General features: G+C 71.1%; 11 protein-coding genes. 4 read left to right on the top strand and 7 right to left on the bottom strand.

What is annotated here, in order from left to right; translation table 11 throughout:
- Positions 1 to 88: 88 nt before the first annotated feature.
- From MKL09_RS28340 to MKL09_RS28360, 5 genes are read right to left on the bottom strand one after another with little or no spacing between them, the layout of a single operon-like run.
- On the bottom strand, positions 89 to 964 hold the full coding sequence (locus MKL09_RS28340) for a hypothetical protein (RefSeq protein WP_244025302.1): 876 nt from the start codon (positions 962 to 964) through the stop codon (positions 89 to 91).
- Positions 964 to 2,805 (bottom strand): ABC transporter ATP-binding protein, encoded by a 1,842-nt coding sequence (locus tag MKL09_RS28345; RefSeq protein ID WP_244025303.1) that lies wholly within the window; start codon positions 2,803 to 2,805, stop codon positions 964 to 966. The genes MKL09_RS28340 and MKL09_RS28345 overlap by 1 nt, the downstream gene beginning before the upstream one ends.
- Positions 2,802 to 5,090, bottom strand: coding sequence for a glycosyltransferase (locus MKL09_RS28350; protein WP_244025304.1), 2,289 nt, complete (start codon positions 5,088 to 5,090; stop codon positions 2,802 to 2,804). Before MKL09_RS28350 ends, MKL09_RS28345 begins: the two co-directional genes overlap by 4 nt.
- Positions 5,078 to 6,358, bottom strand: a complete 1,281-nt coding sequence (locus MKL09_RS28355) for a glycosyltransferase (RefSeq protein WP_244025305.1) — start codon at positions 6,356 to 6,358, stop codon at positions 5,078 to 5,080. Before MKL09_RS28355 ends, MKL09_RS28350 begins: the two co-directional genes overlap by 13 nt.
- Positions 6,355 to 7,593 carry a glycosyltransferase gene (locus tag MKL09_RS28360; RefSeq protein ID WP_313901216.1) on the bottom strand — a complete coding sequence of 413 codons (1,239 nt, stop codon included), beginning with the start codon at positions 7,591 to 7,593 and terminating at the stop codon, positions 6,355 to 6,357. The genes MKL09_RS28355 and MKL09_RS28360 overlap by 4 nt, the downstream gene beginning before the upstream one ends.
- Positions 7,594 to 7,737: 144 nt before the next feature.
- Between MKL09_RS28360 and MKL09_RS28365 the strand changes: the two genes are divergently transcribed.
- From MKL09_RS28365 to MKL09_RS28380, 4 genes are all read left to right on the top strand, one after another.
- A complete protein-coding gene (locus MKL09_RS28365) occupies positions 7,738 to 9,003 on the top strand; it encodes a glycosyltransferase family 87 protein (protein WP_244025307.1) in 1,266 nt (421 codons plus the stop codon).
- A 303-nt stretch (positions 9,004 to 9,306) separates the two neighbouring features.
- Positions 9,307 to 10,047 carry a hypothetical protein gene (locus MKL09_RS28370; RefSeq protein ID WP_244025308.1) on the top strand — a complete coding sequence of 247 codons (741 nt, stop codon included), beginning with the start codon at positions 9,307 to 9,309 and terminating at the stop codon, positions 10,045 to 10,047.
- A 58-nt stretch (positions 10,048 to 10,105) separates the two neighbouring features.
- Positions 10,106 to 10,768, top strand: coding sequence for a DUF2268 domain-containing putative Zn-dependent protease (locus MKL09_RS28375; RefSeq protein WP_244025309.1), 663 nt, complete (start codon positions 10,106 to 10,108; stop codon positions 10,766 to 10,768).
- Positions 10,765 to 11,277 (top strand): GNAT family N-acetyltransferase, encoded by a 513-nt coding sequence (locus MKL09_RS28380; RefSeq protein ID WP_244025310.1) that lies wholly within the window; start codon positions 10,765 to 10,767, stop codon positions 11,275 to 11,277. Before MKL09_RS28375 ends, MKL09_RS28380 begins: the two co-directional genes overlap by 4 nt.
- Before the next feature lie 426 nt (positions 11,278 to 11,703).
- Here MKL09_RS28380 and MKL09_RS28385 read toward each other — a convergent pair whose 3' ends face one another.
- Both MKL09_RS28385 and MKL09_RS28390 read right to left on the bottom strand, forming a co-directional pair.
- On the bottom strand, positions 11,704 to 12,141 hold the full coding sequence (locus tag MKL09_RS28385; protein ID WP_244025311.1) for a DUF3429 domain-containing protein: 438 nt from the start codon (positions 12,139 to 12,141) through the stop codon (positions 11,704 to 11,706).
- 182 nt (positions 12,142 to 12,323) lie between these two features.
- A complete protein-coding gene (locus MKL09_RS28390; protein ID WP_244025312.1) occupies positions 12,324 to 15,539 on the bottom strand; it encodes a tetratricopeptide repeat protein in 3,216 nt (1,071 codons plus the stop codon).
- Between the last annotated feature and the right edge of the window lie 30 nt (positions 15,540 to 15,569).

A 15,569-nucleotide genomic window follows, 5' to 3' on the forward strand; every position in this document is an offset into this window, starting at 1 on the left:
GAGAGGGGACCCGCGGCAGGTTCGGACGCGTAGGCGTCCAAGCGTTCGCAGAGCAAAGCAGCGTGACCGTCGCGGGTCTCGAAATCGCTCACGATCCGCCCCCCGCCGGATGCAGCGCCACATAGGTCAGCCGCGCCGGCGAATACCCCGTGGCCCGGTGGAGATCGTCGAACGCATGCGCCCGGGCGATCAGACCGCCCGCCTGCCGCACCAGCGCGTCGTCGGCCGGCTGCTCGAAATGGCGGCCGTTGCGGGTCCAGCGGATCGGCTCGGGGCTGTGCTCGGGGCCGGTGATCATTGCGATGGTCGGGTGCGCCGGGCCGCCATGGGCGTGGATCCGGTGGCCGGCGGCGTCGTCGTCGAACAGCAGGCGGGTCAGGCCGCGGGCGTGGGCCTCCACCACCCGGCGCCCCTGGGCGACGTGGTCATCGAAGAACGCCACCGTCTGGGCCGGATCGATCCCCGACCAGTCGGCCGCGGACCAGTCGGCGGTGCTGTAGCGCGCCTGAGGATCGCGGTATTGCAGGCCGGACAGGTCCGGATCGTGGCAGAAGATTTTTGCGCCGGGACGCGCCATCCGGATGACCCAGGTGGTGAGCCCGCGGAACACGCCGGATTCGATCACGAAATCCGGCTTCAGCGCGCGCATCATGACGTAGAGCTGCAGCGCGCCGTTGAAGCCGCTGCCGCCTCGTCGCTGCCGTACCGGGGCGGTGGGGATCAGCGCCCAGAACTCCCGGACACTGTCGAGAAGATCTTCGTCCGACACGATACCGGCCGCGGAAAAATCCCGCGCCAGGATCGCGGCGGCGGATTCGAGCAGATGATTGACCTCCCGCGGCGAGGTCGGGCGGTGGCTCCAGTCGGGGGCGGCCGGGACCAGGTCGTAGCCGAGGCGGTCGAACAGGGGCGATAGCACTTTCCGGCGAAGGCGTTCCAGCATCACGGGCGGGCGCGGCTGCATCAGGCGGCCTCCGCGTCCTGCACGGCTGCGAACCGGACCCGGTGGCCCGCCTCGATCGCCCGCATGGCGCCGGCCTCGTCGGGACCGAGCCGGTAGGGCGCCTCCCAGCGTGTCGGGTCGTTCTGGTCGCCGGTGATCGCGGCGAAATCGAGCGGGTGGTCGAGGCTCGGGTCCGGCACGGCGGCGAGCAGGGCCCGCGTGTAGGGATGGACCGGGCGGCGGAACAGGGCGGCGCGAGGCGCCTCCTCGACGATCCGGCCCCGGCACATCACGCTGATCGTATCCGCCATGTAGTCGATCACTGCCAGGTTGTGGGAAACGATCAGGTAGGACAGCCCGAGGGCGGCTTGCAAATCCTTGAGCAGGTTCAGGATCTGCGCCTGGACCGAGACGTCGAGCGCCGAGACCGGCTCGTCCAGCACCAGCAGGCGCGGCCGCGGCGCCAGCGCCCGGGCGATGCCGATCCGCTGGCGCTGCCCGCCCGAGAAGGCGTGCGGGTAGCGGCCGAGGCCGCTCGCCTCCAGCCCGACCATGGCCATCAGCTCCCGGCAGCGGGCTTTGCGCTCGACGGCCGGAATGCCGTGGATCTCCATCGGCTCGGACAGGATCTGCCGCACGGTCATGCGCGGATCGAGGGATGCGTATGGATCCTGGAACACGAACTGGACCGTGCGCCGATAGGCGAACAGGGCGTCGCCCGAAAGTCCATGGACGTCCCGCGGACCGCTGCCGTCGTCGAACAGGATCTTTCCGGCATCGGGGTCCAGCGCCCGCATGATCATCTTCGAGACCGTGGTCTTGCCGGAGCCGGACTCGCCGACCAGCCCCAGAGTCTCTCCGGCCGCGAGGCTCAGCGACACGTCGGAGACGGCGTGGACCATCCGGGGCTTCTGCCAGAACCGGCCGGCCCGCAGGGTGTAGCTCTTGCTGACATTCTCGACCCGGAGCAAAGGGCCAGCGGTCTTCGCCTGCGGCTGGACCGGCGGGATCTCGGCGCGGGCCGGGCGGATCGGGGTCAGGCGCTCGCCGGGCGCCATGTCGAACCGCGGCACCGCATGGAACAGCGCCTGGAGATAGGCGTGGCCGGGCGCGCGCATGACGGTGTCGCGGGGGCCGGCCTCGACCAGCCGCCCCCGGTAGAGCACGGCGACATCGTGGGCGATGTTGGCGACCACTCCGAGATCGTGGGTGATCAGCAGGATCGCCATGCCGGTCTCGTCCTGGAGGCGAGCCAGCAGGGCGAGAATCTGGGCCTGGGTGGTAACATCCAAAGCCGTTGTCGGCTCGTCGGCGACCAGCAGGGCCGGCTTCAGGATCAGCGCCATGGCGATCATGGCGCGCTGGCGCAGGCCGCCGGACAATTCGAACGGGTAGGTCTTCAGGGCGCGCTTCGGGTCCGGGAAGCCGACCCGGGCCAGGGCCTCCTGGGTGCGGGCGTCGGCCTCCCGGCGGTCGGCGCCGGTATGGATGCGCAGGGCCTCGCCGATCTGATCGCCGACCGTGTGGAGCGGCGACAGGCAGGTCATCGGCTCCTGGAAGATCATGGCGATCCGCTGGCCGCGGATCGCCCGGAACGCCGCGCCCTCGGTGTCCAGCCGGGCGATGTCGGTTTCTTCCGGCCCGTCCCGGAACAGGATTTTTCCGCGTGTGATCGACGCGGAGCCCGGCAGGATGCCCATGATCGCCTGGGCGGTGACCGACTTGCCCGAGCCGGATTCGCCGACCAGCGCCAGGGTCTCCCCGCGCATCACGTCCAGCGACAGGCCGTGCAGCGCCTCGAACGGTCCGGTTTCCGTGCGGAACGCGACCGCGAGGTCGCGGATGGACAGAAGCGGGCTCAACCTGTCCTCGCAGCCGGTGAACCCGAAAGATTAGATCCCACTTCGCCGGTTTCCACCGTGTCGCCGGAAAATAGGTTTTGCGGATCGAGACATGTCACCGCCGGATGGTGGCGGAGCCGTGCTAGGAGGTCGGTGACGAAGGCCCAGATCATCGCGTCGTGGGCGAGGTGATGGGTCAGCAGGCCGACAGGGCGCGACGGGTTTTCCGCGATGCCGGCGGCGAGGTCCTGCAGCAGCGCGTCGGGGTCGCGGAGCGAGCGGGTGCCGCGCCAGTCGATCGGATCCAGCGTCGCGTCCGCGCGAACCAGCCCCGGGATCGCCGGCCCGGGCACGGCAGACAGCCCGCGATAGCCGAGGCCCGGCAGGGCGGCGGCGAGATCCGGCGCGAGCCGGTTCCACGGCGGCACGAAGACCGGCAGCAGCGCCGCTTCCGGCAGCCGCTCCCTGGCGATCCGCAACCCGGCGGCGGCATCCGCCATCAGCGCGTCGAGGGGGCGATGCACGCCGAACTCCGCGGGCTTCTCATCGGGAGGGGCGTGGTCGTGATGGGCCAGGCCATGGACGGCGACGCTGAGGGGTTTTGCCGAAGCCAGACGGGCTCCGAGGGACGGCTCGATCCGGGCCGGGATCGCGGCGAGCAGGAGCGGGACGGCATGGGCCTCGGCCAGCTCGATCAGCCGGTCGAGGGCAGGGGAGGCCGCCACGGCATCATCGTCCCGCCACCAGAACGGCACGCGCTGGCCCCGGGCGGCCGCTTCATCCAGCGCTTCTCGCAGGGCGGTGAAACCCAACCGCGCGCTCTCCCTCCCCCCTCTGCGGGGGAGGGTACCCTGCGCAGCAGGGGGGGAGAGGGGAGCGCCGTGTCCGGACAGGGTGTGCCGGGAGCCGAAACCCGCAGCGTCGCGCTGCCCCTCCCCCGCAGAGGGGGGAGGGAGGGGCGCGTGTCGGACGCGGGTGTTCTGATCCTCGACGGTTGCAAGGTTCACGGCCCACTGCGTGCCGCCCGCGACACGCCCCCTCTCCCGTGCGGGAGAGAGTTGGGGTGAGGGACCAAGTCTTTCCGGAAAGGTCGCACCCCTCACCCTGTCCCTCTCCCGCACGGGAGAGGGGACCAACCCTGCATCCGGCAACGCCTGACCCGCCGGGGAGACCTGAACGCTGCGACCGACCAAAAAATCCTCGACGATCCCAACCGTCCGCGCCGCCCCGCCGAGATCGATCCCGTGCGGCTCGGGCGGCTTTGCGCCCAATTGGGCGTTCACCGCTTGCAGGAGTGATGCCGCAGTCAGTTCCGCCTCCGGCAGCACCCGCGCGAGGCCGCGTCCGGCGAGGTAGCCCGCACGCAGCCGCTGCTCGGTCTCGCCGCCGGCCGCGAACGGGACCAGCACGGCGGGCGTGGCCGTCGCGAGGAGATCGATGGCGGTGTTGTAGCCGCACTGGCTCACCGACAGGGCCGCCCCGGCGAGCAGGGCGCGATAATCGGGGCGGGCGCGTCCGATCGTGCCGTCCGTCAGGCCGCGTCCGAGCGCGGCGAGTTCGGCCTCCGGCACGCCGTGTCCCGCCAGGATCCGCCATCCGAGCGCCGGCTGGAGCCGCGCGGCCTCCGCGGAGGCTCTCAGCAGGCCGAGCCCCGCCGGCCCGGAGCCGGCCGCGACCAGGACGCCTTCGCGCGTCGCCGACGGCGGGCATGTGGTGCCCTCGTCAACATAGCCGGTGTACCGGATTTTTCGCGCGGTCCCGGCATCGAGCGGCCAGGAGGCGTCGAGCGGCACCAGCGCCGGATCGCCGTGGACCAGCACGGCATCGTAGAGCCGCGCCACCCGGTCATGCGCCTGCGCGATCCGTTCCGGCTTCGCGGAGGCAACCAGGATGTCGCGCACCGAGGCCAGCACCAGCGGGCGCGGCCGGCGTTCCTGCGCAGCCTCCACCAGGGCCAGGAACTCGGCGGCCAGCGCCCGGCGGCCGAACGGGAACAGCTCGGTGATCACCGCGTCGGGCGCGACATCGGCCAGCGCATCCAGCAGCAGGGCGCGGCGGCGCGCGAACAGAGCCGCATCGGCCGGGGATCCATCCGGTCCCAGCGGGCGGGCGAAATCGGTGCCGACGACGTGGAGCGGCGGCAATTGCACCCAACGCAGGCCGTCCGGGCGGACCATCGGGGCCGGCACGCCGCCCGAGACCAGCACGGCCTCGTGGCCCGCCGCCGCAAACGCCCGCCCCAGGGCGGCGGCCCGGGTCAGATGGCCGGCGCCGAGGAGATGCGTGACCGCGATCAGGACGCGCATGCGGCCAGCTCCGGTTCCGCGTTTTTTGCTGATCGGGCGAGACCTGCCGAGAGACACAGGGCCTCGGCGATCAGGTCAACGGCCGACGCTTCCGAGAAATCCTGCACCAGTCGCACCCGCGCCGCAGCACCGAGGCGCAGACGCAGGGCCGGATCGGCGGCGAGGCGGGCGAGGGCGGCGGCGAGGGCTGCCGGATCGCCGGGGGCGACCAGCGTGCCGTGAGTGCCGTCTGTGATGAATTCCGGCGTGCCCGCGAAGGCGGTCGCCAGGATCGGCAGCGCCTGGCTCGTGGCCTCCATCAGCACGTTGGGCAGCCCGTCCCGATCGCCGCCCGGGGCGGGCTTGGTCGGCAGCACGAACAGGTCGGCCTCCCGCATCGCCGCGACCACCGCCGGCTGCGCTAGGGCGCCCCGGAACGCGATCTTTTTCGAAAGACCCCGCTCGCGGGTTCGCGCTTCAAGGGCGCCGCGCAGCTCGCCGCCACCGATCAGGTCGAGGCGCCAGTGCAGGCCGGGGGGCAGGGCGGCGAGGGCGTCGATCAGGTCGTCATGGCCCTTCTTGGCGACCAGCCGGCCGACGCAGACGAGCCGCAGCGGCGCGCCCGGATCGGTCCCGTCGCGGGGCTCGCGGATCGGTGGCGGGGCGGGGAAGCGCGCGAGGTCGAGGCCGTGATAGGCGAGCCGCGTCCGGCCCGGCGCCAGGGCTTCGAGGCGGGCGAGCCCGTCGCGGGTGCAGGTCACACCCCAGGCCGCGTCGCGCAGTTTTTCCGTGAGTTCCCAGGCGGGCGTCGTCCAGATGTCTTTGGCGTGGGCGGAAAAGCTCCAGCGCCGCCCGGTCAGCAGCGCGGCGTAGCGGGCGACGCTGGCCGGCGTGTGCAGGAAATGCACGTGGATATGGCTGACCGCGGCCGGCAGTTCTCGCGCGAGGACCAGCGCCTGCCCCAGCCGGCGCAGGCGCGAGGCCGAGGGGTCGCGAAACAGATCGCGGACGAACAGGGCGAGCAGGGCCGGCAGGCGCGGCCGCGTCAGGGCGGCGCCGAGGCCGCGCAGCACCCGCAGGGGCGCGTCGTGCAGGTATTCGGGCAGGTAGGCGGCGGGCGCCTGGATCGCCGCGTGCATCGGGTGGCGGGCGCGGTCGGTGGGGCGGCGCAGGGACCAGATCTCCAGGGGCAGGCCGCGCCGCTCCAGGGCCAGCAGCTCCTGGGCGATGAAGGTCTCGGACAGGCGCGGATAGCCCTTCAGCACCACCGCGATGCGTTTCTCCGTCACGAGAAGGCCCGCGCCCGGGCGCCCAGAATCCCCGGGCCGGCCAGCGCCCGGACCCGGCGTGCGACCGCGTCGAGCCCGTCGAGCAGGCCCGGGACCAGCACCCGCGACGGCGCGCTCTGGTCCGGCAGCGCGCGCAAAGCCGCAGCCATGCGGGCGGGCGCGCGTCCGTCGGCCTCCAGCAGAACCCGGGCGAGGCCGAGCTGCTCGGCCGCCAGCGCCCGGATCGCCTGCTCCCGGCGCGGCTCGGTGCGCGGCACCAGGATCGCCCGCAGATCGAACGACAGGATCTCGCAGAAGGTGTTGTAACCGCCCATCGCCACGACCCCGGCGGCCTTGCGCATCAGGAACTCGATCTGGCTGTCGAAGGTGATCGCCGCGATCTTTCCGCCGAGCCGGTCGATCCGGGCCGTGAACCCGTCCCGGGTGGCGTCGTCGAGGAACGGTCCGAAGGCGATCAGGGAGGGCAGGGGGATGCCGGGATCGGTCTCGTAGGCGGCGATCACCCAGTCGATCAGCGCGGCGCCGTCGCCGCCGCCGCCGGGCGTGACCAGCACGAACGGGCCCCGGGCGATGGCCGGCTCCTCGCGGCCGGCGCGCATCTCCGGCACTTCCCGGCGCAGATAGCCGGTGTAGATCAGCCGCTCGGCGATCCGGGCGGCCATCTCGGGCTCCATCGGCAGGGCCGCCAGGGGCTCGTGGATGCGGCTGAGGCCGTAGACCCAGATCTCGTCGTAGAACCGCGCCATGATCTCGGCGGCGCCCTTGCGCTCCCATTCGGGTACGAGGCGGTCGGCATCGTCGAGCACGTCGCGCAGGCCGAGCACCAGCCGCGTACCCCGGGCGGAGGCGGATTCCAGCACCGGCATCAGCTCGCCGTGGAAGCCCGCGGGCTCCTTGTCGACCAGGATCAGGTCGGGGGCGAAGCTGGTGTCGGTCCGGGCGATGATCGCCGCGCGCTGCTCCACCGTGCGGGCGAGCGGCGTGGTGCCGTCCAAGCTGGCATAGTTGCCGTCGGCGAACTTGGTCACCGGCGGCAGCCGCACGGTGTAGACCCCGGGCGCGAAGGCGTAGCGGTCGACCACCGGCGAGCCTGAGATGATCATCGCCCGGGCGCCGCGGTTGCAGGCCACGATGGCGTTGGCGATCGCCCGCGAGCGCCGCAGGTGGCCGAGCCCGAACGTGTCGTGGCTGTAGATCAGGACGCGCGGGGCGGGGGAGGCCTCGTCCGCTCGCATCGTCATCGCCGCCCCCGTTGACGGCGCGAATGTCGCAGCCGCGCTCGTCTCGCACAAGCCGGGCCGTTGGGCAAACCCCGTCGTTAACGACGCCGGAACCGGCCTCGCCTAGGCTGAACTCCTCGAACGCCGCCGAAAGCCGCCATGTCCGCGCCCCTCACGATCGCCGCGCCGGTGTCGCGCGGGACCGCCCTCTGGGCCGACCTGAAGGATCTCGCCGGCAGCGATGCCCGGCTGTTCGCCTTCGGCAAGCGCGCCGCCTGGGTGCTGGTGCCGTTGACGCTGGCCATCGTGTTCGTGGTGTTCGGCACCGGCCCGGAGCCGCGCCGGAACTGGTATGGCGACATGCTGGGCAACGATTTCAGCCAGATCTGGGTGGCCGGCCGGGCCGCGCTGGAAGGAAGGGGCGGCGAGCCCTACGACCTGCCGGTCCATCTCGAGAACCTGAAGGCCGCGTTCGGGCCGGAGTGCCGCTTCGCCTGGCACTACCCGCCGGTCTTCCTGATGCCGGCAGCCGCCTTCGCGACCCTGGAGCCGCTTCCGGCCTTCTGGCTCTGGACCGTCCTGTCTCTGGGCGTCTTCGCCGGGGCGATGTGGTTCGCATCCGGCCGGAGCGACGCGGCCTGGATCGCGCTCGCCCACCCGCTGGTGTTCTGCAACCTGTCCTACGGGCAGAACGGCCTGTTCACGGCCGCGCTCATGACCGTCGGGGCGCTGCTGGTCGATCGCCGCCCCTGGCTCGCCGGGCTGTGCTTCGGCCTGCTGGCCTACAAGCCGCATTTCGCCGCCCTGGCGCCGCTGCTCCTGCTGATCACCGGTCGACGAACCTGCCTGGCCTCCTGCCTGGCGACCGCGCTCGCCCTGTGCGGCGCCTCGCTGGCCCTGTTCGGCACCGCGCCCTGGCTCGGTTTCCTTGGGACGTTGGGTGAGACCAACCGGATCATCCTGCAGAAGGCGGCGGCCGGGCTCGAGCTCAACGCCAGCGCGTTCGGGGCCGTGCGCCTGCTTGGCGGCCCGATCGCTGTCGCCTGGGCGCTCCAGGCGGTGGTGGCCGCCCTCGCGCTCGGGCTGGCCCTCCGCGCCTGGACCAAGCCGGCCGAGCCCGCCCTGCGCGCCGCCGCCCTGCTCGCCGCCGCGCCGCTGCTGTCGCCCTACCTGCCGGTCTACGACCTCGTGCCCCTGGTCCCGGCGACGCTGCTGCTGGTGCTCGAAGCCCGCCGCACCGGCGGCCTGCGCCGCCACGAGCGCGGGCTGCTGCTCGCGACGCCCCTGTTCGCGCTGCTGCGCGAGGGCGCGGGGCTCACGGGTTTCCCGCTTGGCCTGATCCTAGGTCTGGCGACCTTGGCCTGCATCGCCGACCGGATCCGCCCGTGGCGATTTTTGGGAGGGCGCCGGTCCGCTCTGGCCTGAGCATCCGCGCCGTTTGCGGGGGCCTCACGCCGTCATCGCAAGCGCAGCGAAGCAACCCGGGCGGGCGCGCGATCCCCGAACCGAGCGTTTCCCTGAATTGCTTCGCCGAGCTCGCAATGACGGCGGGGCGTTTTTCTTGACACCGACGCCACGTCATGTCTCGATGATGACAGATTTTCGGATGGCCACCTCGGCATGTTGTTTTGAAAATTATTAAATCGGCAGCTCATTACGCAAGTAAATTTAGAATTATACTTGGGTTCGGCTTATTATTAGTCAAAAATTGCTCACAGGAGAATCATCGTGTTTTCAGCGTTCCTGAAATACGTCGGCAGCTCCTATCATCCGCATGCGGAGACGACGAAAACCTCCACGCATTCAACGTTGGACCGGCGCGCCCGGACGACCTCTACGCAGGCGACCAGCACGACGGACGCGGACAAGAAATCCTTCTCGCAGGTCGCCGTCGATGCCCGGAAGTTTCTGGATGCCGGCTATCAGAAGCTCGGCAAGGTGGCCGATGCCGCCACCACCGACCAGGATTGGCACGGTACCATCCGCATTCAGACGCTGGACCGCCGCGCGCTCTACGCCATCGCCACCAATCACGGCGGCCTGTTCTCCGCGATCGAGGTGAAGGCGGCCAAATCCGAGGTGGCGTCCATCGCGGCGCGCGCGTCCCGCACCGCCAATCCCCGCGGCACCGATGCGGCGGCGGCCGCCAAGGCGACGATCACCGTGCTGGACGGCGCCGGCCCGGAGGAAAAAGCCTCCCTGGACTGGGCGCAGAAGCGCGCCGCGGCGCAGGTCCAGTATCAGGGCCTGGCGAAAGAGCGGCACCAGGGACGGGCTGCGTCGAGCGTCGAGACCGACGACCTCGTCGTCAACCACTTCGTCAAAGCCTGGGGCGAACTCGATAAGGCAAAAGCCTACGCCCAGGATGGCACATCGATCCGCATCGAGGACATGCCGTCCTGGTCGAAGGGCGTTTCGCTTTGGAAGAGTCTTCAGGAGTCGCAGACGAAGGTTTTGGCTCGGCTTTGATCGGAGGTTGCCTGTCGATACATTGCGGTTGGACAGCAAAGACTGACGAATTCTGACGATGTCCTGGACCATGCATTGGCTTGAGGCCTCGGGCGATCTGCGCCCGTGGCGGGACGCCGTTACGGCGGAAATCGCGCTCGCCCGCGACGCAGTCGCAGGTGTGCTGCCGCTGCCATCCCTCGACATCCTCGTGGACCGCCGCCCTGGCGAGACAATCCCCGAGACCGGCACAGCGGGGCGCGCCTATCGGCCGAGCCTGCTCTCGCTCACCCTCGATCCCGACAACTCGAACTTCGTGACGTCCCTAAGCAATGGGGACATTCGCAGGACGGTGGTGCACGAGGTTCATCATTGTCTGCGCATGGCCGGCCCGGGCTACGGCGCGACGCTCGGCGAAGCCCTGGTCAGCGAAGGCCTGGCCGGCAAATTCGTGCGCCACCTGTTCGGCACGCCGCCCGAGCCGTGGGAATCCGCCGTCTCCGACGCCGTGCTGGCAACCAACCGGCCGGATGCGGCCGCTCTCGCGGGCACGGATTACGATCACGGCGCTTGGTTCTTCGGGCGTTGCGGGCTCTACCCGCGCTGGCTCGGCTACACGCTTGGCTACCGGATCGTCGGGGATTGGCTTGGGGCGAGACCGGCGCCCGATGGGGACACGTGGGTGAACGTCCCGGCCGACGCGGTGCTGGCGGCGGCGCGAGCGAGGACACTGGCGGCATGACCGGCGCGCCTCTTGCTGTCCTGCGCCTTGGCGTTGCGGACGCGGCCGATTTTCACGAGCTCAGGCTGGACGGTCTGCGCAGGCATCCTGAAGCGTTCGGCGCATCCTACGAAGAGGAGGTGCGCCATAGTCTCGAAGATTGTGGGCGCCGCATGGAAAGCGGCATCGTCTTCGGCATACGCCGAAACGGTCAGCACGCTCTCGACGGTATCGCCGGGCTATACATCCCGGAGGCGATCAAGACCCGACACAAGGGTGTGCTGTGGGGCATGTACGTCCGACCCGAAGCTCGCGGCAGGGGCCTCGGATCAGCGCTGGTGGCCCGGGTGATCGAGCACGCCGCCACTCTGGTGGAGGAAATCACCTTGGCGGTCGGGGCATCCAACGCCTCTGCGATGGGTCTCTACAAGAGTGCTGGCTTTGAAAGCTATGGGCTGGAGCATCGAGCACTGAAAATGGCTGGTCGATACGTCGATGAAGTTTTGATGCGCCTGGTGCCGGTACAATAAGCCGCCGCGTTTCGGAGGCTGCCTCGAAAACTCGAACCCCCCTCCAATCCTCCCCCTCATTCCTACGATATTCACGCATTCCTTGCCGAGACGCGCTCTCCTCCCCCTTGCGGGGAGGAGTTGGAGGTGGGGGTGGTGCAGGATCGAGCGCAGCGGTACCTTCTGGACCACCCCCACCCCTGCCCCCACCCCGCAAGGGGGAGGGGAAAAGCGCCTTTCTTTCAGAATTTTGGCGTTCGGCGAGAGAAGTGTGAGTCCGGTAGCTTCTGCGGGGGCGGGAGACACGCGGGTCCCCGACCTTTGCGCTCTTGCGTCGAAAATGGGCGACCCTCATAGCCCGAACGGGACAGGCGACGCGTAACGCAACACCAGGGCAAAGAAATCGGCCGCCGGATCCGGCCGGAAACTGCAGCGGCTCTGTGCGGTTCAGGCCGAAACCAGCAGGGCGGCGCCGGCGACGCCGGACAGGACCAGCCGCAGACGGCCGAGCCAGAGCGGTACGAGGCCGCGGCGCGGCAGGTCCTGATCGATCAGGCCCCAGGCCAGGACCAGGGTGCCGAGGATGCGCAGGTCCCAGGGAGCGGGCGCAGCCATCGCCGCCCAGGCGACCAGGGACGGGACGATCGCGATGACGTAATCGCCGTTCCCGGAATTGCGGGCCGCGGCCGCGCCCCAGCGGATGCCGCCCAGAAACGACGCGATCACCGCCCCATAGGCCGACAGGATCGTCCGCGGCGACAGGCCGATGCTGCTCAAGCCACCGTCCGAGCCTGAGACCGCCAGCGCTGCGAAGCCCAGGAACGGGATGAGGCCGGCCACGCCGAGCACGAGCGCACTGATCGGGACCGAGTTCCGGTGCGCCATCCAATCTCCGAGCCGCCGCGGGGGCAGCGGCTACGCCTCTTTCAACGTGGACGGGTACCGCCCGGAGAAAGCGTTCCCGCATCGCGGCAGAGCGGTCAAGCTGGCATCGGGGCGGCAAAACACAGCATCGTCCCGAACGGAACCGGCCGGCCTCCGGGCCGAAGCGCTTGGCGTCCCCGACCCTACGACTTGCGGGAGGGGGCGGTGAAGCTGGTCGGATTCGGGGTGGGCGCGCCAAGCAGCGACATCGGTGCCGTGATGCCGTCCTTCGCGGCGGGGGGCTCGTTGACCGCCGGATCGATCTTGCGCGGCTTGAACGTCGCGGCGAGACTCTTGGCGCTGGCGAGGTCGGCGGCGCTCAGCTTGTTCGCCACGTCGTCGCGCTTCTTGGCCGCGTCGTCGTCGCCCTGCCCCGCGGCGGCCGAGAACCAGGCATAGGATTGCACCAGATCCTGGGTCAGGCCGAGGCCCCGGGCGTAGAGAACCGCCAGATTGTACTGGCTGTCGCGGACGCCGAACTCGGCGCCCTGCCGGAACCACGACGCCGCGGAAGCGAAATCCGGCTTGCCGTTGGCGGCAGGATTCTCGGCATAGAGCACCGCCAGGTTGTGCATCGAGCGGGCATGGCCCTGCTCGGCGGCGCGGCCGTACCAGAGCTTCGCCTTGTCGAGGTCGCGGACAACCCCCGAGCCCTTCTCGTAATGGCCGGCGAGCTTGTACTGGGCCGGCGCGTAGCCGGCGGCAGCCAGTTTCTCGAAGAGTTTCGCGGCCATGGCGAGGTCGCGCGGCATGCCGCGGCCATCGGCTTCCCGGGTCGCCAGATCCCAGATCGCCGCCCCATCGCCGTCCAGAGCCGCCTGTTTCACCTTGGCCAGGATCGGCGGGAGGGTCCCGAGTTCGGCCTGCATCGTGTTCATGCCGGAGACCTGCGGCACCGCCGCCTTGGCGGTCGCCGGGCGTGAGTCGGCGGGCGGGGGGCTCGGCAGGGCCTGCGTGGTCAGCGGATCGGCGATCGGCGCCTTGGGCGCCGGAGCCTCGGCGGCGGCCTCTTGGCGGGGTTCGCGCGCAGGCTCGGTGCGGGGCGGGGCCACTTGGGTGGTCTGGACCGCGCGCGGCGCCTCGTCGGACGCACGCATGCTGATCGCCTGGAGCGCGCCGAGCGCCAGCACGATGGCGGCGAGCCCGAGCAGCAGCGGCCGGCGGCGGCGGTTGATCTCGGCCCGCAGGCGATCGAACCGGCTTTCCCCGGACGCCGCCGGCTCGCTCTCACCCTTTTGGGCGCGCAGGTCCCGACGCTCGGCCGGCGCTTCCGCAGCGAGTTCCGCCTGGGCGGCCTGGGCGGCACGCCGTGCCGCCGCGATGAAGCTGGTCTTGATGTCGGTCTCGCCGGCCTCCGGGACCGGCGAACGGTCCCGCGTCGCACGGCGGGCCGTGGCGACGCGCGGCTCACGTCCCGGCCGTCCGCTGCCGGGCTCCAGCAGGTCGTCGGCCAGGCGCGAGGCGTCGGATACGGTGTCGCGGTGCGCGGCGCCTCTGCCGCCCGCGGCGGCGAGCGGGATCTCGGCGCTCGTCGAGGTCATCAGGCGCTCGTCGAGGGACGGCGCCCGTGCCGTCGCTGATTCGGCCGGGCCGAGCCGGTTGACCAGGCGTTCGAGGGCGGATTGCACGCCCTCCAGGGTGGCGCCGAGGCGCTGGTCCGACGCGATCTGGCGCGCCTGCATGTCGGCGAGGCTCGCCCGCAGCAGCCCGATCTCTCCGAGATCCGGGCTGGGGATGGCCGATCCCTTCAGGGTCTGGGCCACGGCGTTGCGCGCGGCACGCTCGACCGCGGCCTCGCTCGGCGCCGATTCGCGCAGGGCCGCGACCTGCTGCAGCAGGTCGTCCATGGTCCGCCCGAGGCCGGCCAGAGCCGGGTCGCCGCCGCGGGGCGCATCGAGGCGGCCCGCCAGCGAGACGACCTGCTTCTCCAGGGCGTCGAGGCCCTCGTGCTCGGAGCGGCTGCCGACCTGATCGACCTTGTCGGCAAGGCTGCGCAGCATCGCGTGGATCGAGGCCATATCGCCGGAGGGAGCCGAATCCGGCCCGCCGGCGCGGTCGTAGCGCTGGTCGCGGGTGTAGAGGCCATCGACCTTGTCGGCCAGCGTCTGGATCTGCTCGGCGATGGCCGTCGGCGCACCGGTGCGGACGTCGCTGCGGATCTCCTCGAGCAGCGGGCGCAGGCTCGCATCGGTGCCGGTCCGCTGCAGCTGCGCGATCTGGGCGCTCATGGCCTGGAGGCTGCTCGCCAGACCCTGGATGCGCTCCGGACCGGCCAGGGCGCCGATCAGGCGGCGAATCTCCTCGAGCTCGGCGAACAGGCCGGCCAGGGTGTGGCCGTCCGAATCGGCCTGTCCGGTGGCGGCGACGCTGTCGAGGCGCTCGGCTAGGCGGCGGACGTCGTCGGCGACGCGGGCATGGACGTTCTCGGCGACCTCCTCGGCCAGGCGCTCGACCTGCGCCCGGACCTGCTCGATCGGGGCGGCGATGGCGGCGAGATCGGTGCCAACCTGCGCCCGCTCGATGCCGTGGGCGAGCGAGGTCACCGCCTGCTCCAGGGCGCCGACATCCCGGCTGGTCGCCAGCTGGTTGATCGCCTCGCGCAGCCGCACCGTCTCGCGCTGCAACTCCGATACGGCGGCGGACGGTCCCGCCATCTCCTCGACCCGGGCCTCCAGGCGGCGGGCGAGGTCCATGCGCATGCTGGCCACGACGCCACCGTCGGACTGGCCGCTCGTGAGCGCGCGCTCGCCGACGCCCTCCGACAATTCGCGCTGGCGCTGGCGGATATCCTGGACGGCGTTGCGGATCTCGACCACGTCCGGGCGCCCACGACGGCCGGCGGGGCGCCCGGAGGCGAATTGCTCGCCGAGCTGCGACATCCGGCGCTCGATATCGCCGAGGCGCTCGGTCACCTGCTGGACCGGCGCCGCCTTCAGGGCGCGCTCGATCCGGGTCTCGATCTCGGCCAGGCGCCGGGCCTCGGCCTCCTGGGCGAGGCGCCGCTCCTCGTCCAAGGTCCGGTTGAGGCCGTCGATGCGGCTCATCAGGGCGGCGAAGCCCTGGCTTTGGGTTTCGGTACCCTGGTCCGGGTCGCGCTCGGCCTTACCCGTGAACAGGGCGGCGGCTTGGTCCGGATGGTCGTGGCGCAGCTCGGAATCGAGCCGATCCTCCGGGCGCACGGCCTTCTCGGGGCGGGGGCGGCGCCGCGCCCGCCGATTCGCCTGCACACTCTGCTGCTGCGGCACCACGGAGGCGATCCAGGTCTCGAGCGGGACGCCCGCTCGCGCCGCGACGTCCCGGGCGGCGTCGAGCACCTCCGGGTCGAAACTGTCGAGCTGCGGCATGGCGTTGCGGGTCATCGGAGGCCTGTCGTCGGCAGCGTTCGGCAC

It is taken from the genome of Methylobacterium sp. J-048 (assembly GCF_022829515.1).
In the GTDB taxonomy this organism is placed as follows: Bacteria; Pseudomonadota; Alphaproteobacteria; order Rhizobiales; family Beijerinckiaceae; genus Methylobacterium.

Bases quoted from the DNA above. Each gene is read 5' to 3' on its own strand.
- MKL09_RS28380 (WP_244025310.1), top strand. From the start codon at position 10,765: ATGACCGGCGCGCCTCTTGCTGTCCTGCGCCTTGGCGTTGCGGACGCG.
- MKL09_RS28360 (WP_313901216.1), bottom strand. From the start codon at position 7,593: ATGCGAGCGGACGAGGCCTCCCCCGCCCCGCGCGTCCTGATCTACAGC.
- MKL09_RS28390 (WP_244025312.1), bottom strand. From the start codon at position 15,539: ATGACCCGCAACGCCATGCCGCAGCTCGACAGTTTCGACCCGGAGGTG.
- MKL09_RS28365 (WP_244025307.1), top strand. From the start codon at position 7,738: ATGTCCGCGCCCCTCACGATCGCCGCGCCGGTGTCGCGCGGGACCGCC.
- MKL09_RS28385 (WP_244025311.1), bottom strand. From the start codon at position 12,141: ATGGCGCACCGGAACTCGGTCCCGATCAGTGCGCTCGTGCTCGGCGTG.
- MKL09_RS28375 (WP_244025309.1), top strand. From the start codon at position 10,106: ATGTCCTGGACCATGCATTGGCTTGAGGCCTCGGGCGATCTGCGCCCG.
- MKL09_RS28340 (WP_244025302.1), bottom strand. From the start codon at position 964: ATGCAGCCGCGCCCGCCCGTGATGCTGGAACGCCTTCGCCGGAAAGTG.
- MKL09_RS28350 (WP_244025304.1), bottom strand. From the start codon at position 5,090: ATGCGCGTCCTGATCGCGGTCACGCATCTCCTCGGCGCCGGCCATCTG.